General features: G+C 41.3%; 22 protein-coding genes and 1 riboswitch. Of the genes, 13 read left to right on the forward strand and 9 right to left on the reverse strand.

Going from position 1 to position 24,125, the window contains the following annotated elements; all coding sequences use genetic code 11:
• Positions 1-53 precede the first annotated feature (53 nt).
• The 3 genes from AB5627_RS11015 to AB5627_RS11025 form a co-directional block, all read right to left on the reverse strand.
• Positions 54-1,643 carry an N-6 DNA methylase gene (locus AB5627_RS11015; RefSeq protein WP_195220364.1) on the reverse strand — a complete coding sequence of 530 codons (1,590 nt, stop codon included), beginning with the start codon at positions 1,641-1,643 and terminating at the stop codon, positions 54-56.
• 56 nt (positions 1,644-1,699) lie between these two features.
• Positions 1,700-2,590 (reverse strand): hypothetical protein, encoded by an 891-nt coding sequence (locus AB5627_RS11020; protein ID WP_195220366.1) that lies wholly within the window; start codon positions 2,588-2,590, stop codon positions 1,700-1,702.
• Between the two features lie 150 nt (positions 2,591-2,740).
• A complete protein-coding gene (locus AB5627_RS11025; RefSeq protein ID WP_022287494.1) occupies positions 2,741-3,760 on the reverse strand; it encodes a hypothetical protein in 1,020 nt (339 codons plus the stop codon).
• A 276-nt stretch (positions 3,761-4,036) separates the two neighbouring features.
• On the opposite strand from AB5627_RS11025, the gene AB5627_RS11030 reads away from it, so the two are divergent.
• The 5 genes from AB5627_RS11030 to xerC all read left to right on the forward strand — a co-directional run bounded on the left by AB5627_RS11030 (position 4,037) and on the right by xerC (position 9,323).
• Positions 4,037-5,497: a YfjI family protein gene (locus AB5627_RS11030; RefSeq protein ID WP_022287495.1), complete on the forward strand. Its 1,461-nt coding sequence runs from the start codon at positions 4,037-4,039 to the stop codon at positions 5,495-5,497.
• A gap of 108 nt (positions 5,498-5,605) precedes the next feature.
• The gene (locus AB5627_RS11035; RefSeq protein WP_022287496.1) at positions 5,606-5,902 is read left to right on the forward strand and encodes a helix-turn-helix domain-containing protein; all 297 of its coding nucleotides are present in this window, start codon (positions 5,606-5,608) and stop codon (positions 5,900-5,902) included.
• Entirely contained in the window at positions 5,899-6,471 is a 573-nt protein-coding gene (locus tag AB5627_RS11040) for a CHC2 zinc finger domain-containing protein (protein WP_022287497.1), read from the forward strand. Before AB5627_RS11035 ends, AB5627_RS11040 begins: the two co-directional genes overlap by 4 nt.
• A gap of 409 nt (positions 6,472-6,880) precedes the next feature.
• Positions 6,881-8,077, forward strand: a complete 1,197-nt coding sequence (locus AB5627_RS11045; protein WP_368369840.1) for a plasmid recombination protein — start codon at positions 6,881-6,883, stop codon at positions 8,075-8,077.
• A 109-nt stretch (positions 8,078-8,186) separates the two neighbouring features.
• A complete protein-coding gene (gene xerC, locus AB5627_RS11050; protein WP_368369841.1) occupies positions 8,187-9,323 on the forward strand; it encodes a tyrosine recombinase XerC in 1,137 nt (378 codons plus the stop codon).
• Positions 9,324-9,440: 117 nt separating this feature from the next.
• On the opposite strand, the gene rpsI is transcribed toward xerC, so the two are convergent.
• The 6 genes from rpsI to AB5627_RS11080 form a co-directional block, all read right to left on the reverse strand.
• Complete coding sequence (gene rpsI, locus AB5627_RS11055; RefSeq protein WP_041337331.1) at positions 9,441-9,842, reverse strand: 30S ribosomal protein S9; 402 nt, start codon at positions 9,840-9,842, stop codon at positions 9,441-9,443.
• 16 nt (positions 9,843-9,858) lie between these two features.
• Positions 9,859-10,287: a 50S ribosomal protein L13 gene (gene rplM, locus AB5627_RS11060; protein ID WP_022287500.1), complete on the reverse strand. Its 429-nt coding sequence runs from the start codon at positions 10,285-10,287 to the stop codon at positions 9,859-9,861.
• Between the two features lie 393 nt (positions 10,288-10,680).
• Positions 10,681-10,887, reverse strand: a complete 207-nt coding sequence (locus tag AB5627_RS11065) for a helix-turn-helix transcriptional regulator (protein ID WP_022287501.1) — start codon at positions 10,885-10,887, stop codon at positions 10,681-10,683.
• Complete coding sequence (locus tag AB5627_RS11070; protein ID WP_022287502.1) at positions 10,887-11,354, reverse strand: hypothetical protein; 468 nt, start codon at positions 11,352-11,354, stop codon at positions 10,887-10,889. The genes AB5627_RS11065 and AB5627_RS11070 overlap by 1 nt, the downstream gene beginning before the upstream one ends.
• 10 nt (positions 11,355-11,364) lie before the next feature.
• Positions 11,365-11,688 (reverse strand): hypothetical protein, encoded by a 324-nt coding sequence (locus AB5627_RS11075; protein WP_288177800.1) that lies wholly within the window; start codon positions 11,686-11,688, stop codon positions 11,365-11,367.
• Between the two features lie 232 nt (positions 11,689-11,920).
• On the reverse strand, positions 11,921-12,685 hold the full coding sequence (locus tag AB5627_RS11080) for a hypothetical protein (RefSeq protein WP_022287504.1): 765 nt from the start codon (positions 12,683-12,685) through the stop codon (positions 11,921-11,923).
• A 210-nt stretch (positions 12,686-12,895) separates the two neighbouring features.
• On the opposite strand from AB5627_RS11080, the gene AB5627_RS11085 reads away from it, so the two are divergent.
• The 8 genes from AB5627_RS11085 (at position 12,896) to proC (ending at position 24,097) form a co-directional block, all read left to right on the forward strand.
• The gene (locus tag AB5627_RS11085; protein ID WP_022287505.1) at positions 12,896-14,878 is read left to right on the forward strand and encodes a type IIA DNA topoisomerase subunit B; all 1,983 of its coding nucleotides are present in this window, start codon (positions 12,896-12,898) and stop codon (positions 14,876-14,878) included.
• 21 nt (positions 14,879-14,899) lie between these two features.
• Positions 14,900-16,024: a DUF6688 family protein gene (locus tag AB5627_RS11090; RefSeq protein WP_022287506.1), complete on the forward strand. Its 1,125-nt coding sequence runs from the start codon at positions 14,900-14,902 to the stop codon at positions 16,022-16,024.
• A gap of 5 nt (positions 16,025-16,029) precedes the next feature.
• On the forward strand, positions 16,030-18,267 hold the full coding sequence (locus AB5627_RS11095) for a DNA gyrase subunit A (RefSeq protein ID WP_368369842.1): 2,238 nt from the start codon (positions 16,030-16,032) through the stop codon (positions 18,265-18,267).
• Between the two features lie 129 nt (positions 18,268-18,396).
• Entirely contained in the window at positions 18,397-19,179 is a 783-nt protein-coding gene (locus AB5627_RS11100; RefSeq protein ID WP_022287508.1) for a zinc ribbon domain-containing protein, read from the forward strand.
• A gap of 127 nt (positions 19,180-19,306) precedes the next feature.
• The gene (locus tag AB5627_RS11105) at positions 19,307-21,133 is read left to right on the forward strand and encodes a PASTA domain-containing protein (protein WP_022287509.1); all 1,827 of its coding nucleotides are present in this window, start codon (positions 19,307-19,309) and stop codon (positions 21,131-21,133) included.
• Positions 21,134-21,262: 129 nt separating this feature from the next.
• Positions 21,263-22,225 (forward strand): 6-phosphofructokinase, encoded by a 963-nt coding sequence (gene pfkA, locus AB5627_RS11110; protein WP_022287510.1) that lies wholly within the window; start codon positions 21,263-21,265, stop codon positions 22,223-22,225.
• Between the two features lie 38 nt (positions 22,226-22,263).
• Positions 22,264-22,365: riboswitch (THF riboswitch) on the forward strand.
• 117 nt (positions 22,366-22,482) lie between these two features.
• Positions 22,483-23,121 (forward strand): folate family ECF transporter S component, encoded by a 639-nt coding sequence (locus tag AB5627_RS11115; RefSeq protein WP_022287511.1) that lies wholly within the window; start codon positions 22,483-22,485, stop codon positions 23,119-23,121.
• A gap of 175 nt (positions 23,122-23,296) precedes the next feature.
• The gene (proC, locus tag AB5627_RS11120) at positions 23,297-24,097 is read left to right on the forward strand and encodes a pyrroline-5-carboxylate reductase (protein ID WP_117925186.1); all 801 of its coding nucleotides are present in this window, start codon (positions 23,297-23,299) and stop codon (positions 24,095-24,097) included.
• Positions 24,098-24,125: the final 28 nt, after the last annotated feature.

A 24,125-nucleotide genomic window follows, 5' to 3' on the forward strand; every position in this document is an offset into this window, starting at 1 on the left:
AAATTTCTAACAAATATCATTAATTCAGGTTCGATTATCACTGGATCAAATATTTATTTTGCTTGTTTATGACTTGAAACTAAGTAAATGCTCGTTATCATAGAATCAATTTTATCTTCCATTTGTTTGATAGTCTTATCATCTATATTTTCTGATAATTCTACAATTCTGTCAACCGTTTCGCTAATTTCATCTAATAACATCGAAGATGGCTCAATATAAGGGATAAGCTTTATATAATTAGCAGAGTTGTTAGCAGTTGGATTGATGATATGTATAATCTGATTGATTATATCAGAGTTCATTAATGCCAATATATAATTAAGCTTTGTTTTGTCTTTAGGGAATATCCCTACGATTGATTGATCAAATACTCGGTTCTGCATCAAAAAAGCCTTAATTCTACTTGACTTAACCATAGGAATTCCGATACCCGTCTTAAAATAATACTCGGAATTCTGGAATCGAGCTTTTTTATCAGCTTTATAAAAGGAGACAGTTTCGCTGTCCCAGCGCACATACCAATCCTCACGACTACGAATATATCGTTTATCAGATGCACTTTTTATAAATGGAATATATGCTTCGGATAGGTCTGATGCTCCATCAGTAGAAGAATTATCTACAATCATACTTGGATCTATAACCTCATAGTTTTTTGCACCTTTTACAGCATTTGATGCAGCTTTAATGAATTTAGTATTATTTCCTGTATAGAAACCTGTTACTACATCTGCAACATCTCCAAGATTGACTGTGGTTTCCCTTAATAAAGAAACTATTTGATTATCAGCGAAAACAAATCTATGTTGAGGATTAGATAAGACCTCACTTTGTTTAAGATTAAACTGCTCTATGTAAGCTGGCAATGTATCATTTGCGATTAACTGACGAAATTCCTCGGATTTTTTAAATCCTCTATATATCTTTACTGAATTGTTGATTGCGTCTTGCATTTCGCTTCGTTCTAAAGTAATGATACATAAATTAGAGTATCCAAAACTAATGCCAGGGAAAAACTTTGACGGAAAAATAATGATTTCCTCAATTTTCGTTTTCTTCAATAAAAGCTCACGAAGCTTTGTGTGCATATTAACATACAAAAACGTATCAGGGATAATAAAAGATAATCTTCCGTTTAGTTTTAATACAGATATGCACCTCAATAAAAACAAAGAATAGGTTTCTTTGACGTACTGTCCGACATATTTCTTTTTTAATTGATCACGTCGTTCATAATCCTGCCAAGCACCATACGGCGGATTGCCTATAACGCCAGTATAATATCCACCTGTAGAGTTGAAAAAATCTAACTGTTCATCCAACAATGTGTCCGTTTGCTTTAACCATAATTGCGATATGTCATATTTATCGAGTTGAGGATCGAATAGCGTATCAGTTTTACGAACATCAACATCAGGATTATCATCATACTTTTTTTGCAAAACTGAAATAGCATCATCATTGATATCTAAAGCATCAATGTGAACTTGCTTCTTGGCGTTAAGTATCTCATCTATGAATATACCCTCTCCGGCTGATGGTTCTAAAATAATATCACCATCATGTATCCCTAATCGCGAAGACATATAAAATGTAATATCTTCTGAATTGGTATAAAACGAACAAAACTGATCTTTCATATTTATATCCCTCACTTGTTATACTTAAGCCTTGACTTAAGTATAACACATTAGGCTTACCATGTCAAGTAGCGCAAAAGATCATTTTTCTCAAGATGCTCCCTTAATTCACTGCTTATATCATTTTCCCAATCGACGTTATTATCAAGCCATTCACGCATATCAAAACCTGTGAATCGTTTCATTGCAGCGTAGCCATCGTTTGCACAGTATACATCCCAATAGGGAGAGTTTTTCAAAGTCTGAAGATAGTGATTATTATCATCTTCTGGTTGTCTTACAAACAATATCGTTTTTTCAATTTCTCCAAGTGAATTATAGATACTTGCAACAAGTAACAAGCGGTTTGTATTGCCTTTTTCATTTGAACTAAACCCGCTTTTGAAATCACAGTTGTAATGAATGCCATCTTGTTCAAAATGGAGATCAAGCCCGAGTTTGATTCCACCACTATCAACCATTGTCCACGGGATTGCATAGTGACGCTTTAATTCGTCTTTTGTTTCTTGATCTAGCTTTAAACTATCAATATAATTCGTAGCATCCTTCTTTATGGTATCCTGAACTTTATTGAAATCAGGTGGAGAGATAATTGTCAGTTTTTTTATTGGATATTCGAAAGGCAGTTTGCAGAACGGCTCCCATAACTCACCAATACGTCGTGCAAAAGCCATGTATTCATAAGGCCATACTGAATTTCTTGCATCAAGCATCACTATATAAGAAGCATATGTTATAATAAGGATTTCATCAAGTAACTCAGACTGGGTTAATTCATTTGAATGTGCTTTCAAGGAGCGAATTGAATTATCACGTATATCATTTATAAACTGATTGATTGCACTTGCTTGATCTTTATAGTTTTTATATCTGGAACAAATCTTTTCTTTTTCAGTAGCAACTTGCTGAGTAAAGAAAGCTATCCACTTTGATTTATCTTGTTTCATTCTCCTATACCTCCACAATCATAACAAGCGATACCTAGCGTAGAATCGCTATTTGTATTATTATAACATGGTATAGAATCTAAGTCAATATTTGTTATAAAATGTTTTTTGATATCAATATTTTAACTTTGAACCCACCGGAGTCAAAGTTCACCTCTTCTTCCCAAACCTCTCAACAAGCTCTTCTGCAATAGCCTTTATCTCCGTCTTATACTTAGCACTGAGTTTTTCAAGCTCCTTGGTCGGCAGACCGTTGCGTATCAGGCGTTTTTTGAGCTTGTCCATATCTTCCATACGTTCCTGCTTCGCCTGTATAAACTCGTCAAACTCGGCAGGGTGATACTTCTCAACACCTGCTTCAACGAGAACCTTCTTATATCTGCGGACATAAGCATCATAATCTCGCTTCACGGCTGAGTATGCCTTTGTATTTTCCTTGTATATGGCTTCCTTCTGCTGTTTCTGTGCTTCGATGCACTCGGCGGAGTGACAGCAGACTTCTCTTTCCGTTCCGAGAAACAGCTTATGACAGAAACCGCACTCGCAGACAATCCACTTGTTATGATGAACGAGCTGCCCGATCTCTGCAAGGATGGTAAGCAGGCAATTGTCGCTTTCACGGAACACATTGAATGTATAATCATCGGCAGCAACTATCGTTCTTCCGGACTGTATCATAAAATGCTCCATAGTAGACTTATGGCTGAAATACGCATCACTGCACATCAGGGCGAACTGCGTATCCATGAACTCCATTAGCTTTCGGGAAACTTCGTCCTGTATCTTTCTTCTGTTGAGCTTGGCGATAACAACGTCATTCGGTTTCAGTAGGACGTGCCTCTCCTTGTCATAGAACTCAATAACAGAGCTGACATATCCTCTGAAAAAGATATTCTCCCCATATTCAGCTATAAACCTTGCTATCATATCATCGGTGCTGACTTCAATGCTCTTGTCAATACGCAAGGCGCTGTTGAGCCTGTCCTTGAAAGCGTCATAAGGCTCGGTATGTTCGCAGAACACTTTATGCTGATTCATCAGCTCATCAAAAGTGTACATTCTTGTATTCAAAACTACGCCGTGTAAGCTTTCATCAGTATCATTAACAGACTGTGCGATATTTATCGTGCGGTCTGTTTCGTTTATACGGTAAATTGTCGTAGTTCCCATACGCTCTCCTCGCTTTCGGTATCTTCTGATATTATAACATATCACACGCAAAATGTCAATTATAATGCGTATTATAGCGTAATATACAGCGTATTCAAAAATATTATACGTATTCTTTTGCGTAAATACGCAATACACGCACAGGACCTCCGAAAGAAATGTTACAATGGTCATGTCAGCAGGCGACGGTCGGCTGACAGCGGTATTGCATACAAGATGCTGACCGATATACATATAAATTCGCTTTTATAAATACATCTGAAAGGAAGATGATAGTTGAACAACGAAACAACGTGGGTTCAGCCCATACCACTCCGTCCCGACGGGACAAACCTCCTGCCGTTCCCTGTGAACGCACTTCCATCTATTATAGGTGATATGGCAGACGCAATAGCGACTACCACATCAACGGACGTTGCTATGGCAGGCACTTCAATACTCTCGGCGGTGAGCTACTGCTTTTCGGGCGTGTACCGTATGTCGGCCAAGCGTGACCATACTGAGCCGCTGGTACTCGACACCCTGACGATAGCAGAGCCGAGCTTCAAGAAGTCTCCTGTTATCTCTCTTATCAAGCGACCGTATATACAGTTCGCTCACGACTGGAACGAGCATAACAAGCAGGACATCTTCACGGCGCAGGCAGAATACAAGCTGTTAGAGAGCAAGCTCGAAGCACTTGAAAAGAAGAAAGACGTTACCGCCGAGGAGATTGCCAAGCTGCAAACAGACCTTAGCAATATGTCTCCGAGCAACTTCCGCAGGATAGCTGTTGACGATGTTACGCCCGAATCTCTTGTAAATCTGCTTGAAGAAAACGGCACACTCCTGATGATATCCGATGAATCAGGAATGCTCGGTAATTTCAGCGGACGTTATAGCAACAATATACCGAACCTTGATCTCCTGCTGAAATCGTGGAATGGTGAAACGTATATCAGCGACAGAGCGACCAGGGCGAGTATAGTGCTGAAAAAGCCGTACATGAGCATCTGTCTTGCGTGTCAGCCCTATATGTTCGATAGCATGATAAATAATCCTGTGTTTCGTGGCAGCGGACTGATAGCACGTTTTCTGTATTGTTTCCCCGTAAGCAATATCGGCTATCGTAAATATGATACGCAGGCTGTTCCTGAAGCCGTTGCTGAGAATTACAAGCGGCTGATATACAAGCTCCTCGGTAAGAAGTTCGCCTATAATGACGAGAAAGAGCTGTATCTCCATTTCGACGAAAAGACATACGGTGAGTTCGTAGATTACTACAACAGGCGTATTGAGCCGATGCTCCTCACGGATATGGCATTCTGCAAAGACTGGGGCGGTAAGTATCACGGCGAACTGCTCCGCCTGTGCGGTATCATTCACTGTATCAAGTGTGCTTTGAATGGTGTTGAGCCAGCAGAGAACCTTGTCACGCTTGATACGTTCTGTAACGCTATCGAGATCGGTGAGTATTTCCGTGAACAGGCGATATATGCGTACAGTCTCGGTGACGTTGACCACGGAACGATAAAGGCAGAACGTGTGATAAACAAGATACGCTCCAAGCACATCACAAATATCAGGCAGAATGACCTGTACAAGCTGTGCAGATGCACACTATTTAAGAACGCCGCCGACTTTGCTGAGACAATGGATATGCTGGAGGAATACAGGTATATCGTCCGCAACATAAGCAAGGGCACAAACAACAAAACGATAACAGATGTTATCATCAACCCGAACATTTACAGATGATGACCCTGAACTTTCCGCATTTTGCACACTTTGAAACTGCAAAATGCTCAAAATGTTCAAAGTTCATAAAACACAAAACTCTTAGATAGAAAGATGAGGATTTTAATTATGACAAACGAAAGAAAAGAACAGCTTCTCGACCAGATACTTGAACTCATGACCGCTGTCGCTTACGACAGAGAGCCTAATGAGGGCGCAGTCCCCGAAACAACCAAAGCTCCTGCACCTGAAAAGGTGAAGATGCTGACCGTCAAGGAATGTACCGAGCTTATTGGCGGGCTTTCCGAACACACTGTCCGTATGCTTGTAGCTCAGAACAAGATCAAGTATATCCGCACAGGCGAAGGTGTTCGTGGAAAGATACTTGTCAACAAGGCTGACCTGCTTAACTATTTCCAGAATTGACGGTATTCGAGCAAGTAAAATCTGCTATTGATATGAGAACGGTAGCGGAGGGATATGGTCTTGAAATATCCCGTGGTGGTATGGCACTTTGCCCGTTTCATAACGAGCGTACTCCCTCTGCAAAAATTTATCCCGATGCTCTTCATTGCTTCGGCTGCGGAACGCACGTTGACGTTATCGGTTTCACGCAGAAAATGTTCGGATTGGACAAGCCTATTGATGCTGTGAAAAAGCTCAACGATGATTACGCTCTGCATATCGAAATCGGTAAAGCTCCGACTGCGGAAAAAGTGTCCGAATATCAGAAGCGAGTCCGAGAAAAACGAGCCTATGAAGAATGGGAGAAGTCAGCGTGGCGAACACTCAATGATTATCTGTGGCGGATGCGTGAATGGAGAGAATTTGCTCCTGCTTCTCCCAATGAAGAATGTGACGAGCGTTTTGTATATTCCTTGCATCATCTGGACTACGCAGGGTACCTTTGTTTTGAGTTCATAAACTGCAACAAAGCTGGTCGGCTTTCCATGAAAAATATCGTTGCTGAGATAGCAGATTTTCAGAAAAAATGAGAGCTGATTTTTCAAAATTGTAATGCGGATTTCCGAAGTTCTCACGGGTACGATTCAGAATAACCGTACCCACAATTTCGGCTGCTCCGCCAGCCGATAAGAGCCTCGCAGAGCCCCGGCATTTTTGATAGTCGTGTAGGCGGCTGTCAAAAGTGCTTTGGGGTTACTGGCGGCGCACCGCAAGTAAAATCCGGTGCTTCGCACCGTTTGGGTTGCCGATCTCCGTATCGTTGCAATCCAATTTGACCATCAGGGCTATATGGAGCATAAGCTCCGTCTTATGCGAAATTCTTCAAAGCCCGACAGGGCGTAAATGTTCTTAGTAGCACAAGCTCTGTCTTGTGCGTAATTCTTCAAGCCCGTCAGGGCTTACATGATGAAAAAAATTTTATGAAAGAGAGACTATAACATGAGTACAAAATCTATCTCGATGTGCGAGGGTAAAGGCAGCCTTTCACATAACAACAGAGAGTTCTCTGCCAAGAATATCGACAGCTCCAGAACACTGAACAATGTTGTGTTCGTTCAGCAGGCTCTGAGTGATGCTTATCATCAGCTTTTCGATGAAGCGGTTGAGAGATACAACGCTAATCAGAAAAGAAAGGATCGTAAGATCGGTAACTACTTTGAACACCTGTTCAATCGCCTGCCGAGCAAAAGTGTTATTACAGGCACGAACAAGCAAAAAAGCTTCTACGAACATCTCGTTTATATCGGAACAAGAAAAGACACTGGCGTCGGCACTCCTGATGCCGAGATAACGACTGAATGTCTGCGTGAATATATGGAGGGATTTCAGGCGAGAAATCCTAACTTCTATGTGTTCAATGCGGTGCTGCATCTTGATGAATCAACTCCGCACCTGCACATCAATTATATCCCCGTAGGTCACTTCACTCGTGGACTTGAAGTCTGCAATGCGAAGAACAAAGCAATGGAGGAAATGGGCTTCGGAAATGATGCGAAAGCGAATGACCGTTGGAGACACAATGAGTGGGATATTTTAAAGAATATCTGCAATGCTCACGGCATTGAAATTTCCGAACCGAAGAAGTCCAGGGGTTACAGTTATAAGGTCGAGGAGTACGGCGAACATCAGGACAAGATAAATGCTCTCAATGCTGAGATCGAAAGACTCACCGCCGAGCGTGATGAGACAGTTGCCGAGTTTGAGAAACTGGCAAAGAAAAAGGTGAACATAGGTGAGATCGAAAGCATCGAAGCCAAGGAGTCCGTATTTAGCAAAAAGGTCACACTTTCCAAAGAGGACTATGACAAGCTCAGCGACACCGCTAAGAAGTATGTTGCTATGGAGAAGAGCATCAAAAAGCTCAAAAAAGAACGTGACACTGCCGTGCAGGAACTTGGGGCTGTGATGCAGAAGTTTGAAGCGGTGTCCTCGGAGCTTTCGGAGTACAAGAAGAAAGAGGAGAACGCTCATTACCTTAGCCGTAAGAAGCTGAACGCCGAAGCACAGCGCATCAAGCGTGAAGATCAGCTATCCCGTGATCTACAGAAAGCAAGGGCGTTCATATCCGCTTGTGGACTTGCGGAGGATTTTGCCCGGTATAAGTTTAACAAAACAAGAAATGCAGAGTTAGAATAAAAGAAAAAAAGCTACGGCATATCTCCGAAAGCACTTGACAAAGATAGAATAGTGCGCTACAATGCTAAATACAGAGATATGCCGTAGTGTAAATTTAGGAGGATTTACATTGGCGAATATAACAAAACGCGGAAACACATTCCGCATCAGGGTGTTTGTCGGCTGCGATATGAACGGCAAACAGCTTGTAAAATCAACAACCTACACTCCGCCCGACGGAGTGACACCAAAGAAAGCCGAAAAGCTCGCCCAGGAGTACGCTTTCGAGTTCGAGAGACACTGCAAAGGTTACTCTCAGCTGAACGAAAATATGCGTTTTTCCGAGCTTGCAGATTGGTATTTCACAAACTACGCTCCGCAGGAGCTGAAAGAAAGCACGATCTACACCTACAAGGGGCAGTACAAGAACCACATCGAGCCTGTTCTTGGCAACATCAAGGTAAAGGACATCAATGCTCCCAGGCTGACGCAGATAATGCAGTCCTATGACCTGAACCCTGCAACAGTTAAGAAACTGTACGTCATAGTGCAGAGCATCTTCCGCAGAGGAGCAGAGCAGGGCTTCATTCGTGACACTCCCTGCCGTAACGTGATACTGCCGAAACGTAAGAAAAGTCGTAAAAACAAGGCTTTAGAGGAAGACAAGCTCAAAAGGTTCATGGAATACCTCGAAAGTAAGCCGTGGTACGAGGACTTCAAGCGTATCATCAAGGTTCTGCTTTACACGGGTATGCGTTCGGGAGAGTGCCTTGGACTTGCTTGGGAGGATATCGACTTCGAGAACAACACTATCTCGATAAACCACACGTTGACCGACATAGGCGGAAAGCATGAACTGACTGATCCTAAGACTGAGAGCAGTATCCGCATCATCGGTATGGGGCAGGAGCTGAAAAAGGTACTTCTTGCACAGAAAGAGTATATCGAAAAGCTGAAATATGCCCTCGGTGATGACTTCACTCACCCTGAAATGGTGTTCGTATCATCAAGAGGAAACTACCGTGACCGTAATTCAGTCTATCAGTCACTCAAACGCTTCACCAAAGGAACGGAGTTTGAGGATATGACTCTTCATCAGCTCCGTCATTGCAACGCTACAATGCTCTTAAACAGCGGTATCGACCTGAAAGTCGTGTCTGAGCATCTTGGTCACTGTGATGTGAACGTAACTGCTGACATCTACGCTGATGTTCTGCGTAAAACAAAAGCCCGAACTGCCGAACAGATTGAGCTGTGCCTTGCATAAAGGCAAATAAAAAAACCTCCCTGCGCGAACAAGGAGGTTTTGAATTGACCAAATGTTGACCAAAGAGTTTTTGACCACTCGCAAAGTGCGTAAATACGCAAGTTTTGAGGTATCTGATTATCTCTTTGAGAACTGTGGAGCACGTCTTGCGGCTTTGAGACCGTACTTCTTTCTTTCCTTCATTCTTGGGTCACGAGTGAGGAAGCCTTCCTTCTTGAGGAGAGGTCTGAACTCATCGCTAGCCTGAAGAAGAGCTCTTGAAAGACCGTGTCTGATTGCACCAGCCTGACCTGTTACTCCACCGCCTGTTACTGTGCAAACGATATCGTACTTATCCATTGTATCTGTTACAGCAAATGGCTGACGAACGATGAGCTTGAGTGTCTCAAGACCGAAATAATCGTCAATGTCTCTGCCGTTGATTGTGATCTTACCTGTACCCTCGTAAACACGAACACGGGCAACAGAATGTTTTCTTCTACCTGTGCCATAGAAATATGGCTGCTTTGATTCGTACATCTAAATTGCTCCTTCCTTACAGTTCGTATTTAACAGGCTTCTGAGCAGCATTGTTATGCTCAGCACCCTTGTATACTCTGAGTCTCTTTGCAGCAGCTCTGCCAAGTGTGTTGTTAGGAAGCATACCCTCAACAGCAATTGTCATAGCTCTGTCTGACTGATTAGCCATCATATCTGAATACTTGATCTCCTTAAGACCGCCGATCCAGCCTGTGTGCCACTTGTAAGACTTCTGATCAAGCTTCTTGCCTGTGAGAACAGCCTTATCTGTGTTGATGATGATTACATGGTCGCCGCAGTCAGCGTGTGGTGCGTAAGTTGGCTTGTGCTTACCACGAAGAATGTGAGCAGCCTTAGCAGCAACTCTACCGAGTGACTGACCTTCAGCGTCGAGAATATACCATGTGCGAGTAATGTCGCCTGCTTTTGGCATATAAGTTGACATATTATTTCCTCCATTCAGAATTTTAAAAAGTCTGTTCACAGCCGCATTTTTCGCCCTGTGAACTCACAACGATGTCTATTATACAACAGCTTTTCACGATTGTCAATAGCCAAAACGCTGAATTTTTAATTTATATCCCTCATTCTCTTTAATTCTCTTCGTTTTGCTCCATTTCTCTCGATTTCTCACAATTCATTTCACTTTTGCCTTTTACACTAATATACACAGTAATATGGCGTAAACTAAAGATAATCATAGCATAAGCAACGTATATTCAATATTTAACTGTCTACGTTAGAATATGTGCTTATATGTCTGTATTTGCATTTTCAGCATATGCTTTTCTTCTGCACCAAAATCCTGCAAACCGTCTGCTTTACTGTATTTTCAGCTTTATTCATCTTCGAATGAAAAAATATCCTCTACAGATACACCAAATACCTTTGCAATATCCATTGCAAGCTTTAATGACGGATTGTATTGTCCTTTTTCAAGACGTATGATGGTTTCACGCCTGACGCCCACTTTTTCGGCAAGGTCACCCTGCTTCATGTCAAGCTTGGCACGATATTCCTTGAGTTTTGTTTTTAGCTCCGGCATTACTCGTCCTCCTCATCGGTGCTGAGCTTGCCCTCATGGTGGAGGAAAAATCCGCTTTCAAGGGTCATATAACTGAACCAGAATATAAACCATACTTGATATAGTCTGTCGCTGTTTATCTTTATGGTTATACTTCCTTCCCAGAACATTGATATAAAGATCGCCACTGCTAATATTATCAAAAACATTTTTGTGATACTTTGATGTGCCTTGAGCATATTTTCTTTTGCCATTTCATCCTCTTTGTCAACTTTCTGACAGCTTGCATACAGCCATATTACTGCAAATAAAGCCGTCATAGCAGCCAACACAACGAATATCACCGTCGCCCATGTTGTATTATCAAGCTTGTAATGCTCCACAGTGTTTTCAAATATCTCTGTGACAAGTATTGCAATTCCTGTTGCCATACGCTTTTTGTGATATTCTCTCAGAGTTATCTTTTTCTTTTCTTTTTTCTCTTTCATTTTTATCCCTCTAGTTCTCATCATCATCGAACTTACTTTCAAAATACAGCCCTATAAAATTGTACACCGCATAGCAAAACCATATCAAGCCCGTTATAACATATTCGTTTAGTGTTACCTTAAATCTTCCTAAAATATCGGAAAACAAAGTCATAACTGAAATAAACAGGCAGGCAATCGTGAACAGGAACGTTATAAAAGTCTGATTGACCTTTGCTGTTGTCTGCTGAGTAAGCTCGTCATTTGTATCTCTTTTGCCAACCGTGGATATCATCTTTGTTATGCATATGGCGATCAGCGCAAGCGTTCCCAAAGATACGATAAGATTTATCACATTGGTAAGTGTGTGCCCTTTCTTTATCGCAGTTTGTGATTTAAACAGCTGCATATATAAGGTGATTTATTTATCACCTTATGTGACAATAATATCACTTTTACCTTGCAAAGTCAATAGAAAAGTGACAAATTTATCACCTTTGTGCATATACACAAATCGTGCCATATCAGTTTGTACACATTTATGTACACTGACAACAAAAAGAGCGGAACAAAGTCCGCTCATGAAATTATTCTGTTTGTGAATTTGAACTTTCTTCGTTGCTACTGTCGGTGTCGCTTTTATCTTCTGTGAATATTTCTTTGCATACAGCACTAAATTCATCGTCACGTAGTGAAACTTTATTTTTTATCACGTCTGTAATGGTGAATTTTCTGTAGGTGAAGCCGTCATATACTATTAAAAAGGAAATAGTGTAGTTATCAGAGCCATGTTTGCCTTTTACTGTTACTGTGTAGTTGTGACCGTTCTTTGTGCAATCCCACTTTGCGTCCTCGCCTAGATAAGAAGCTATGCACTCACCGATTACCTTTGATGAATTTCCCGAAAAGTTGTCAAGGCTTTGCACATAACTGTTCTGTGCGGATACGAGCATATAGTTGTTGTCTATTTTTATGCTCTGCGTAAAACCATTCATGAACAGTGCAGCGATAATGAAAAATCCACACATTATTGCTTTATAACGCTCTCTGCCGCAAAGCTTTTCACGCTTATAAACATAAAAAGGCGTTAGCCATACCCATTTGAAAAGGTGTGCCGCATCAATGCCATGCTTTATAAGCTGTTTGCAATCTGCAATGGAACAGCCTATCATGAACAGCGGAACAAGTATCCACAGGAACGCTCCTGCGGTGGCAGAGTTTGCATAGTTTTCAAGAAACAAGCCGATAAGCGGAACAAAGCATATGAACCATATCAGCCCATTGTTAAGGGACATTGCTTTGGCAGAGTTTGAGTTGCTTTCGGTCTGCGGTGCATTTATTGTAATATCCATTTTGTCCTCCGATTTTTTAAGCTACTTATATTATATAATATTTTTTTCAAATAATCAATAGCTTATGTTTTTGTTTATTAGTAACAAAACAAACGTTCGGCATTGTTCTGAAAAATGTTTAATTAATGTATTTACAAAATCGTTGACTTTGTGTTATAATATAATTTGTATGTAAAAAATTCTTCAGATCCGTAAGAAAGGAAATGAGAAATGGCAAATAAAAAGGAATATACAAATGAAGATATAGTATCCCTTAAGGGGGAGGACAGAGTAAGAAAGCGTCCTGCGGTAATATTCGGCTCTGACGGACTTGAGGGCTGTAAACATTCTGTTTTTGAAATTCTTTCAAACTCTATAGACGAAGCTCGTGACGGTCATGGCGATAAGATAATCGTTACAAAGTACAATGACGATTCTATCGAGGTGGAAGACTTCGGACGTGGTTGTCCTGTTGACTATAACCAGCGTGAGAAAAAATATAACTGGGAGCTTGTTTACTGCGAGCTTTATGCAGGTGGCAAGTATAATAATAACGGTGGAGATAACTATGAATATTCGTTGGGTCTTAACGGACTAGGTGCTTGTGCGACGCAGTATTCATCTGAGTTTATGGACGTCGAGGTTTTCCGTGACGGATATAAGTATGACCTGCATTTTGAAAAGGGAAGAAACGTTGGCGGTCTTAAAAAGGAAGAAACAAAGCAGAAAAAGACAGGTACAAAGACACATTGGCGACCTGACCTTGAAGTTTTCACTGATATAAAAATTGAGAACGAATATTTTGAGGACGTTCTGAAAAAGCAGGCTGTAGTAAACCCTAATATCACATTTATCCTGCGTATACAGCGTGAGAACAATTCTTTTGAAGAAAAGACGTTCTATTATGAGAATGGTATCGCTGATTATGTTGCAGAGATAGCAGGTGAAAAGCCTCTGACCTCGGTGCAGTTTTTCACAGGCGACCGCAAGGGTCGTGACCGTGAGGACAAGGACGATTACAAGGTAAAGCTTTCTGTGGCGTTCACTTTCTCTAATCAGGTAAAATGTCTTGAATATTATCACAATTCAAGCTTTCTGGAACATGGCGGCTCACCGGAGGACGCTGTAAAGAGTGCTTTCACATCTCAGATAAATGCTTATCTCAAAAGCAACAATAAGTATCTGAAAAACGAAAAGCCTATTACTTTTCAGGATATCGAGGATTGCTTGGTGCTTGTTTCAAGTTCGTTTTCTACACAGACTTCATATGCCAATCAGACAAAGAAAGCTATCACAAACAAGTTTATCAAGGAGTGCATGACAGAGTTCTTAAAGCACAATCTCGAGATATACTTTATTGAAAATCCTGACGAAGCGGTGAAGATAGCAGAGCAGGTTCTTGTAAACAAGAGAAGCCGTGAAAAGGCTGAGAAGTCAAGAATAGACCTGAAGAAAAAGCTTGCAGGTTCTATCGATCTTTCAAATCAGGTGCAGAAATTCGTTGACTGCCGTTCAAAAGACCTTTCTCAGCGTGAGCTTTATATCGTGGAGGGTGACTCGGCGCTCGGTTCTGTAAAAATGGCAAGAAATGCAGAGTTTCAGGCTGTTATCCCTGTAAGAGGAAAGATACTCAACTGTTTGAAAGCTGACTATGATAAGATTTTCAAGAACGAGATAATCACAGATCTTATAAAAGTCATAGGCTGCGGAGTTGAGGTCAAGACGGGCAAGAACAAGGAGATATCCATGTTTAATCTCGACAACCTACGTTGGAACAAAATAGTTATTTGTACCGATGCCGACGTTGACGGTTTCCATATCAGAACGCTTATACTCACAATGCTTTACAGGCTCGTGCCGACCCTTATTGAAAAAGGATATGTTTATATTGCGGAGTCACCGCTCTTTGAGATAACGACTTCCGACAAGACTTACTTTGCATATGACGAGAACGAAAAGACAAAGATACTCAAAATGATAGGCAATAAAAAGTTTGATATCCAGCGTTCAAAAGGTCTTGGCGAGAACGAGGCGGAGATGATGAGCCTTACGACAATGGACCCTGCCACAAGACGTCTTATAAAGATAGAGCCTGACGATATCGAGCAGACACAATGGATGTTCGATATGCTTTTGGGTGACGATCTGCAGGGAAGAAAAGATTTCATCACCAATAATGGTGTTGATTATCTGGATATGGCAGATATTTCATAAGCTGTTTGAGTGGAGAGCATTATGGACGCAATTTTTATATGGTCGTCTGCGCTTGTGATATGTGTTGGACTTCCATTGTTTTTCACAGTAATAAATGTTATAAGGCTTTTTGAGAATGCACCTAAAGAATTGGACAGACCGCTGTTTGATGTGCTGACGGTGGTAATCGGTTCGCTGCTGTCTGTTTTTGACCTTGACGGGTTAGGTCTTGGCGTTGAATATGATGTTCCTCTAACTGTTCATGGGGAATTTCATACACCCATAGCAGGGGAGTATAGGTTTAGTTTTTTCTTCCTGTTTTTTATAGCTATGGTGTGCATTGTACTGTTGAGTGTTATAACAAAGAGAAAACCGCCGTTGTTTGCGGCTATGCTCATTGCAGGGGTGTATATGGGCAATGTGCTTGATATACTGCTGGTGATACAGCTTTTGAAGAATATGGATAACTTTTTCACGGTGATGATGTTGGTTTTTCCAATGAATTATATGCTTATGTCCGTAAGGCTCATTCGCCGTGAAATAAAGGCGCAGACGGGATATCTCAGCAATTCGGCGGAGAAAAGCGGCTTTATGGGCTGGCTTAATAAGCTTCTCACAAAAAGCCTTGGTTGGTATCTTATCAGCTTTGTGGCAATGATACCGCTCCTTGCGGTGATGCTTTTGATACTTGTTTTATTTGGACAGCGCCCTGACAGCATAGTAAAGGCTTTCACGGAAACAGCCGATTGGACGTTTTCTCAGCAGATACCTCCGCCGCCTGATTACTCACAAGGGCATTATCTTTGCACAGTTGCGGCAGGGGGACACGCTAAGCTCGTCAAACCTCAGCGAATGGGTCTGCGGCGTGGGGATAAGATAGTTGTGAACAGACAGCTTTGTGTTGCAAACGCATTTGAAGAGCTTATACAGGATAAGCTTCCACGTTTTCACAAATGTGTGAGAAGCTTTTACGATAAACACGGATATCCCATTTCACAGCATATATCGACGAAATTGCGTGCTGATGTGGTCTATATCCTTATGAAACCACTTGAATTTATTTTTATTGCGGTGCTGTATATGTTTGACGCCGATCCCGAAAGCAGGATCGCTATGCAGTATACAGGCAAAAAGTGTACCGACCTTACGAACTTTATGAAAGGATAGATTTTATGGCAAGAAAAAAGGCAGAGCCTAAAAAGACTGCTAAACCAAATAATAACGCATATATCGAGGGTGCAGGACTTGTTGCAGACGAAAAGATAACAATGTCCCTTGAAAAGAACTATATGCCATATGCCATGAGCGTTTTGGTATCAAGAGCGTTCCCTGAGATAGACGGTTTTAAGCCCTCACACAGAAAACTGCTTTATACCATGTATAAAATGGGACTTTTAAACGGAAAGCTCACAAAGTCTGCCAATATCGTTGGTGCGACCATGAGGCTCAATCCTCACGGCGACAGTGCTATATATGAAACCATGGTAAGACTTTCACAGGGCAATGAAGCGCTTTTGCACCCATATGTAATGAGCAAGGGTAACTTCGGTAAGGCATATTCAAGAGATATGGCTTATGCTGCCTCTCGATACACTGAGGCAAAGCTCATGCCTATCTGTCAGGAGCTTTTCGGAGATATAGACAAGGACACTGTTGATTTTGTTCCTAACTATGATAACACCACCACAGAGCCGACCTTGCTTCCTGCTACTTATCCGTCAATACTTGTTAATGCAAATGTTGGTATAGGCGTTTCTATGGCTTCATCAGTTTGTCCGTTCAATCTCAGCGAGGTTTGCGAGACAACTATCGGACTTATGAAAAATCCTGATTTCAACGCTCTTGAAACGCTGAAAGGACCTGACTTTCCGGGCGGTGCTTCACTTCTATATGATGAGGAGGAGCTTGATAAGATATACCGCACAGGAAAAGGCTCTGTTAAGCTGAGAGCAAAATATCAGTATGACAAGGAGTCAAGGTGTCTTGAGATCGTTGAGATACCTGCCACTACCACAGTTGAAGCAATAATCGAGAAGATAATTGCTCTCGTTAAGGCAGGCAAGATAAGAGAGGTATCATATATCCGTGATGAAACGGACATTAACGGTCTGAAAATAGGTATAGATATCAAAAAGGGCGTAGACCCTGACAAGCTTATGCAAAAGCTTTATAAGCTGACACCGCTTCAGGACTCGTATTCATGCAATTTCTATATACTTGTTCACGGCTATCCAAGAATAATGGGCGTTTATGATATAATTAAAGAATGGGTAGCGTTCAGAATGGATTGCGTTCGACGCAGAACAAGCTTTGACCTTGCAAAGAAGAAAGACAAGCTCCACCTTCTGAAAGGTCTTGGAAAAATACTTCTCGATATCGACAAGGCTATAAAGATAATCAGAGAAACAGAAGAAGAAACCGAAGTCGTTCCAAACCTGATGATAGGTTTCGGCATTGATGAGATACAGGCTGATTATGTGGCTGAAATAAAGCTCAGACACCTTAACCGTGAGTATATCCTCAAAAGAACTGCCGAAACTGAGGACCTTGAAAAAGCTATTGCAGAGCTTGAAGATATTCTTGGAAGCGACAGAAAAATAAAGAATATCATCATTTCCGAATTAAAGGAAGTTTCAAAGAAGTATGGTCAGCCAAGAAAAACTCAGTTCTATTATAAGACTGATATCGAGGAGATAGACATAGATGACGATATCCCTGATTACGCCTGCAAGCTTTTCTTATCTCAAAGCGGTTATTTCAAGAAATGTACTCCGCAATCACTGAGAATGGCAAGCGAGCAGAAGTATAAAGAGGGCGACGGTCCGCTTCAGGAAATGGAAAGCACCAACAAAACGGAGCTTCTGTTCTTCTCAGACAAGGCGGCTGTGTATAAGACCAAGGTATCGCAGTTTGCCGACACAAAGGCAAGCTCTCTTGGCGACTATATTCCTGCAAAGCTTGGTTTTGATGACGGTGAGGGCGTTGTGTCCATGGTGAATACTGTAGATTATTCGGGCTATATGATATTCTGTTTTGAAAACGGAAAGGTGGCAAAAGTGCCGCTCAATGCCTATGAAACAAAGACCAACAGAAAGAAGCTTGCCAATGCTTATTCTGCAAAGGCTAAGCTTGTGGGAATGTTCTTTGTGCAGGATAACGCTGAGATAATGCTTCGCACAACTAACGGCAGAGCAATGATATTTGATACAGCGCTTCTTATGCCTAAGTCCACGAGAGATACTATAGGCGTTCAGGTCATGACACTTAAAGCGAAGAATGCAGTTGTTGATAAGGCATTTATCGTTGACGATGATACAGCAGCAGGCCTTTCAAAATATCGCAGCAAAACGATACCTGTTGCAGGCTGTTTTGCAAAGGATATCGAAGACCCTGACCAGATGCACTTCTGATATATGTTTTTTACAGCGGATAGACTTCTGTCCGCTGTTTTTCGTTTGTTGACTTTTTACAGAGATTATGGTATACTTGTTTTGAAAAAGTGTGCAAATGCACGGATGTTGCAAAAGGGAGTTGTTTCTATGGAGTGTCCTAAATGCCACAAGTCAGTTGACGATGATGACATTTTCTGTCCTAACTGTGACACAAGATTAAGACCAGACAAAAATACATCTATCATGAAGCGTTTCAAAAAGCAGAATAAACCGCTAAATGTGGAAATAGTGGGCGAGAAAAAACATAAATTGTCTGAAAGCAAGCTCAAGCTTATTCTTATAACAGTGGCGGTAGTGCTCCTTGTGGTGCTTGTCGTCCTTATCGTTGTGAATATTATAAGCGGAAAGGGTGAAAACACCGCTGAGAGCATTTCTGAATATATCGGCGTTGATGTTGCAAAGGCTCAGAAAAAGCTTGATATGCACTTTAAGGACGAATCTGCTTTTCAGGGAGTGAACAAAGCACTGAATTTTGATTATATCATTGAGTCTGATGACAGTGTTAATGTTGATGGTATAAATTATCCTGAATGGGCAGCGCTTGTTACTGTTGATGATGAAGAACGTATACAAACTGTAAAATATTCAAATTTCAAGGTGCTTAAAAACAATGCAAACGGTGAAAAAAAGAGTAAAGCTATCAACCTTGATAAGTTTGAACAAGGAGCAAAGTGGAATGGCTTGTCAGATGCCATAGACCTTGAATATTACGGCATCGTATGGTCAAAAGACACTAAAAATTATATATACCGCTATTGGTATGAGAATGACGCAGGTGATGATCAGCCTGTGGTGCTTAATGTAACGTTCGATACGGATAATAAGTATCTGTATTATTCTTCTACGCTTATTTATCCTGAGTATCTGTAAAAGGGTCATAATGTTACAAAAGAAATACAAATTGTTGCGTAAATTCTACAATTTCACAAAAAAACTTGACTTATGCTCGGTTTGTTGCTAATATAAATTGATGAATAACGTAAAAAGGAGGTTCGGTATGGATCCTAGTACTAAATTATGTATGGGCTGTATGAACGAACTTGGTTCTGACGGTCGCTGTCATTATTGTAGCTATACCGACGATATCCCACATTTACAGGCTTATCTTGCACCGAGAACAGTGCTTGACAACAGATATATAGTCGGAAAAATGCTTTCATATAATGGTGAGGGTGCGTCTTACATTTGCTACGATATGGTTGGCAAATGCAAGTGTGTGGCAAGAGAGTATATGCCTGACACTCTTTGCGAAAGAGATAGCGAAAGTCAGCGACTTGTGGTGAATCCAGATTGTCTGGCTAAGTATAAGACATTTATGTCTGAGTTTGCAGACGTGAACAAAGTTCTTTCACGCATGAGAAATCTTCAGCATATCGCCACGGCAAAGGATATGTTTTGCGAGAATAATACGACCTATGTCATACTCGAATATGTGGAGGGCGTGACGCTAAAGAAATTTTTACAGTCGAATACAGGCTTTCTCACATGGGAACAAGTCAAAAAGCTTTTTGTGCCATTGTTTACAACATTGAGCATTATACATAATGCAGGTATCATACACAGGGGAATATCTCCTGAAAATATTATTGTTACAACTGATTGTGAGCTTAAACTTACAGGCTTTTGCATAAGTTCTATAAGAACATCTAATACAGGGCTTTCTCCTGAGTTCTATTCAGGATATACCGCCCCTGAGCAATATTCTTCGTTAGAATGGCAGGGCACATGGACTGACGTTTATGCACTTGCTGCAGTTCTTTATAGAATACTAACAGGCTGTATGCCCCTTGACGCTTATACCCGTACAAAGAATGATACTATGGTCGAAGCTTGCAGAGTCAATCCGAGAATACCACAGCATATCTCACGAGTTCTTTCAAGAGCTATGAGAGTTCGTGGCGAAGAAAGAATACAGACAGTTTCTGAGCTTGTTACTGCACTTTTTGAGCAGCATACAACGCATATGGAACACCCTAAGGGTTCAACTCAGACTATTCCTATACAGCATGTTCCAAGACAAAGGACGCAGTCAAGGCAAATGCCACAGCAGACTCGTGAGGAAGAAAAGCCTAAGAATAAAACGGCTACGATAATAGGTTGGACGGTGCTTGTGATAGTGCTTTTGCTTTCAGTTTTTCTGCTATATGAGTTGTTTTCAGGTCCGTCGGACAGCAATAATGATTCGTCTGAGGATAAGGTCATTTCTTCTGATGATGCAGATGCGGTTGACAGCGAGGTATTCGTTTACAGCACCACAGTTGCTACGCCTAAGGTGACTGATGCTGAAAGTCAGTCAGAATATGGCTATGGCGCTATAATGCCTAACGTTGTGGGTCTGGAATACAATACTGTTGTAAAACAACTTGGTGAGGATTTTACTATCAAGGCTGAATATTATTATTCTGATGTTGACGATAAGGACGTTGTTAAAGAGCAGAGCATACCAGAGGGTACTGATTTTGATCCGTCTTTGAAAAATGAGCTTGTTCTTAAAGTATGTGCAGGCCCTGAAAATGTTCCTGTTCCTGATTTCTCTGGTCTGTCAAAGAAGGCTTACCTTGAGCTACTTGATTCTTATAATATCAAGTATAAGGTCGTTACCGATTTCTCAAGCTCTGTTTCTGCAGGATATGTTATGGCGACAAGCGTTAATGTTGGAAACACTGTGAATGTTAAAAATGGTGATGTGCTTACAGTTACAGTTTCCGCAGGTCTTGTGACTACTACGACCACTACAACAAAGGCAACAGAGCCTAAGCCTGATACGAACACAGGCAGCTCTTCTGAAACAACACCAGCTCCGGCTGTTGTGCCTGCTGAATAACGAAAACGTTTAATAAAATGTTAAAAAATAAACAAAGCCCTTGACAATTCAGGGGCTTTGTGCTATGCTCATTATAGATTATTAGGAAAGTAACAGGATAAATTGTTTCCTGGTTTGGAGGTATTTTACATGGCTAAGAAAATTGGTGTACTTACCAGCGGAGGAGATGCTCCGGGAATGAACGCTGCTGTCAGAGCAGTATGCAGAGCTGGTCTTGCAAAGGGTATGGAAGTCGTAGGTATCCTCAGAGGATATAACGGCCTTCTTAACGGTGAAGTTATTGAGATGAATGCAAGAACTGTTTCAGGAATAATCCAGAGAGGCGGTACTTGTCTTTATACTGCAAGATGTCCTGAATTCAGAGATATCGAGGGCGTAAAGAAGGGCAGAGATAAGTGTCTTGAAATGGGCCTTGACGGTATTGTAGTTATCGGTGGTGACGGCTCATTCAGAGGTGCGGCTGACCTTTCAGCACAGGGTATCCCATGTATCGGTCTGCCTGGTACTATAGACAACGATATTTCATGCACAGAATATACTATCGGTTATGACACAGCTATGAACACAGCTATGGAAATGATCGATAAGATCAGAGATACAGCACAGTCACATGACAGATGTTCAGTAGTTGAGGTAATGGGCAGAAACGCTGGTCACATTGCTATCAACGTTGCTGCTGCTGTAGGCGCTGAGGCTGTTATCACACCTGAGAAGCCTTATGACCTCAATGCTATTGCTCAGAAGATGGAGCAGACAAAGAAGTCAGGCAAGACACATTTTATCATTGTAGTTGCTGAGGGTGTTGGCAAGACAGAGTATATCACAAGAACTCTTCAGGATATTACTGGTGTCGAGTCAAGAGCTACTATTCTCGGTCATGTTCAGAGAGGCGGCTCTCCTACAGTAAGAGATAGAGTTGTCGCAACTGAAATGGGCTATCACGCTGTTGAACTGCTCGAGCAGGGCATTGGCAACAGAGTTGTTGGTATGAAGGACAACAAGATATATGATGTAGATATTCAGGAGGCTCTTTCAATGAAGAAGCCTTTCGAGGAAGAGCTTTACAAGATCCTCAATGAAACTGCATTCTAATTTTTCATGAGGTCTGAGTCTTTAAGACTTTGACATATTACAGAGTAGAAAACTGAGCGTTAAGTGTCCGTCGGACGGGGAGTTGCCGTCGGAACGAAAAAGGCAGAATCTTTGCGGTTCGGTTTTCGCATCCCGCTGAATGTGTAATTGAAGCTTTTTATAGCGGCTCTGCACATCCCGCATGGGTAGTGTGCAGAGCTGTTTTTATGCTCCGTTATGCACAAAGCGACAAGCTCGCAGAATAAGGAGGTAAATTTATGAAGAGCTTCGGAAGAATGTTCTATGACTCTTTCAAGTCACTGAAAGATCTTAGAACATTAACAACAGCAGGAATACTGATAGCGTTGGCGTTTGCTATCAGGTCATTTTCCATTGAGGTAACGCCTGACTTGAGGATCGGTTTCACTTTTCTTGCAACCTGTACTATAGGTATGCTTTACGGACCTGTGGTATGCGGAATGTCTACATTTGTTCTTGATTTTCTAGGATATATAGTGCAGAACAAATCTCCGAGAGCCTACAGCCCACAGCTTGCAATGGTAGTTATTATTTCAGGTATCATCTACGGCTGTCTGTTGTATAAGTGCGATTTTAACAACAAAAAGCTTCAAAGCTACATAAGGATCGCAATTGCAAGAGGAAGTGTTATACTTTTCTGTAATATAGGTCTTAATTCTTATTTCCTGTATACACTTTATGTAAACAAGACTTTTGGCATCACAAACCTCACCAAAGAAGGAATGAGCGGTTTTCTTACATACTGTACACCGAGAATAGCGAAAAATCTTATCCAGCTCCCTGTGGATCTGATCTTGCTCATGTTATTCCTGCCTGCTGTGAAGTTTGCTTATGAAAAAGTAAGAACACAGTTTGGACATAAAGCGACAAATACATGATTTAAAGCAGCGACAGAAATGTCGCTGCTTTTTGCGTGAAAATATACAAGAAAAATAAGTTGTTATTGTGAAATTTAGGTGAAACACTTGAAATCCGTTGAGATTTAGTGTATAATTAAAATTAAGTTATTTTTAAGGCAGGCTTCTGCCTTTTATTCAGAAAGGTCTTGAGTGTATGATAAATGTTGGTTTTATCGGTGCAGGAAATATGGGCTATGCTATCATGAAAGGCATTGCAGGCAGTAAAATGGGTAAGGATATTCAGCTTTACGCTTTTGATAAATATGCTCCGATACTTGATAGACTTGACGAGCTTGGAGCAGTAAAATGTTCAGACTGTGCAGAGGTAGTTGAAAAGTCAGAATATGTTTTTCTTGCAATTAAGCCTCAGCAGCTTGACGAGGTGCTTGATGAGATAGCTCCTGCGGTAACGAAAGATACGGTCATAGTTTCTATCTGTGCAGGCATTACAGATGATTATATTGCTTCAAAAACTGTGGCTGGCGCAAAGGTAGTGCTTGTTATGCCAAACACTCCTCTTCTTCTTGGGGAGGGCGCAACTGCTCTTTCACGCTCTGACAGCGTAACAGATGAGGAGTTTGAGCTTGTTTGCAATATCTTTGGCTCATGCGGTATGTATGCCGTCATATCAAAGGATAAAATGAAAGAGATAATAGCAATAAACGGCTCATCTCCTGCTTTTATCTATCTGTATGCTCAGGCATTCGTAGAGTATGCGAAGAGCGTTGACATCGATGAAACAGTTGCAAGAGATCTTTTTGCAAAGTCGCTTATCGGCTCTGCCAAAATGATAACTGACAGTGGCAAGTCACTTGACGAGCTTATTGAAATGGTATCATCAAAGGGTGGCACAACTATCGCTGGTCTTGAAAAGCTCCGTGAGGGCGGTCTACCAAAGGCTGTTGAGGACTGCTGCAAGGCTTGCACTAAGAGAGCTTACGAGCTTTCAAAATAGTTATTTTTTCTGCACCGTGGCATATACA

Source organism: Ruminococcus sp. RTP21198st1_G1_RTP21198_201120 (assembly GCF_040924265.1).
GTDB classification, from domain to species: domain Bacteria; phylum Bacillota; class Clostridia; order Oscillospirales; family Ruminococcaceae; genus Hominimerdicola; species Hominimerdicola aceti.

Coding starts and splice junctions, on each gene's coding strand:
- AB5627_RS11015 (WP_195220364.1), bottom strand. CDS start 1,643: ATGAAAGATCAGTTTTGTTCGTTTTATACCAATTCAGAAGATATTACA.
- AB5627_RS11020 (WP_195220366.1), bottom strand. CDS start 2,590: ATGAAACAAGATAAATCAAAGTGGATAGCTTTCTTTACTCAGCAAGTT.
- AB5627_RS11025 (WP_022287494.1), bottom strand. CDS start 3,760: ATGGGAACTACGACAATTTACCGTATAAACGAAACAGACCGCACGATA.
- AB5627_RS11035 (WP_022287496.1), top strand. CDS start 5,606: ATGACAAACGAAAGAAAAGAACAGCTTCTCGACCAGATACTTGAACTC.
- AB5627_RS11045 (WP_368369840.1), top strand. CDS start 6,881: ATGAGTACAAAATCTATCTCGATGTGCGAGGGTAAAGGCAGCCTTTCA.
- rpsI (WP_041337331.1), bottom strand. CDS start 9,842: ATGTACGAATCAAAGCAGCCATATTTCTATGGCACAGGTAGAAGAAAA.
- rplM (WP_022287500.1), bottom strand. CDS start 10,287: ATGTCAACTTATATGCCAAAAGCAGGCGACATTACTCGCACATGGTAT.
- AB5627_RS11065 (WP_022287501.1), bottom strand. CDS start 10,887: ATGCCGGAGCTAAAAACAAAACTCAAGGAATATCGTGCCAAGCTTGAC.
- AB5627_RS11070 (WP_022287502.1), bottom strand. CDS start 11,354: ATGAAAGAGAAAAAAGAAAAGAAAAAGATAACTCTGAGAGAATATCAC.
- AB5627_RS11080 (WP_022287504.1), bottom strand. CDS start 12,685: ATGGATATTACAATAAATGCACCGCAGACCGAAAGCAACTCAAACTCT.
- AB5627_RS11085 (WP_022287505.1), top strand. CDS start 12,896: ATGGCAAATAAAAAGGAATATACAAATGAAGATATAGTATCCCTTAAG.
- AB5627_RS11090 (WP_022287506.1), top strand. CDS start 14,900: ATGGACGCAATTTTTATATGGTCGTCTGCGCTTGTGATATGTGTTGGA.
- AB5627_RS11095 (WP_368369842.1), top strand. CDS start 16,030: ATGGCAAGAAAAAAGGCAGAGCCTAAAAAGACTGCTAAACCAAATAAT.
- AB5627_RS11100 (WP_022287508.1), top strand. CDS start 18,397: ATGGAGTGTCCTAAATGCCACAAGTCAGTTGACGATGATGACATTTTC.
- AB5627_RS11105 (WP_022287509.1), top strand. CDS start 19,307: ATGGATCCTAGTACTAAATTATGTATGGGCTGTATGAACGAACTTGGT.
- pfkA (WP_022287510.1), top strand. CDS start 21,263: ATGGCTAAGAAAATTGGTGTACTTACCAGCGGAGGAGATGCTCCGGGA.
- AB5627_RS11115 (WP_022287511.1), top strand. CDS start 22,483: ATGAAGAGCTTCGGAAGAATGTTCTATGACTCTTTCAAGTCACTGAAA.
- proC (WP_117925186.1), top strand. CDS start 23,297: ATGATAAATGTTGGTTTTATCGGTGCAGGAAATATGGGCTATGCTATC.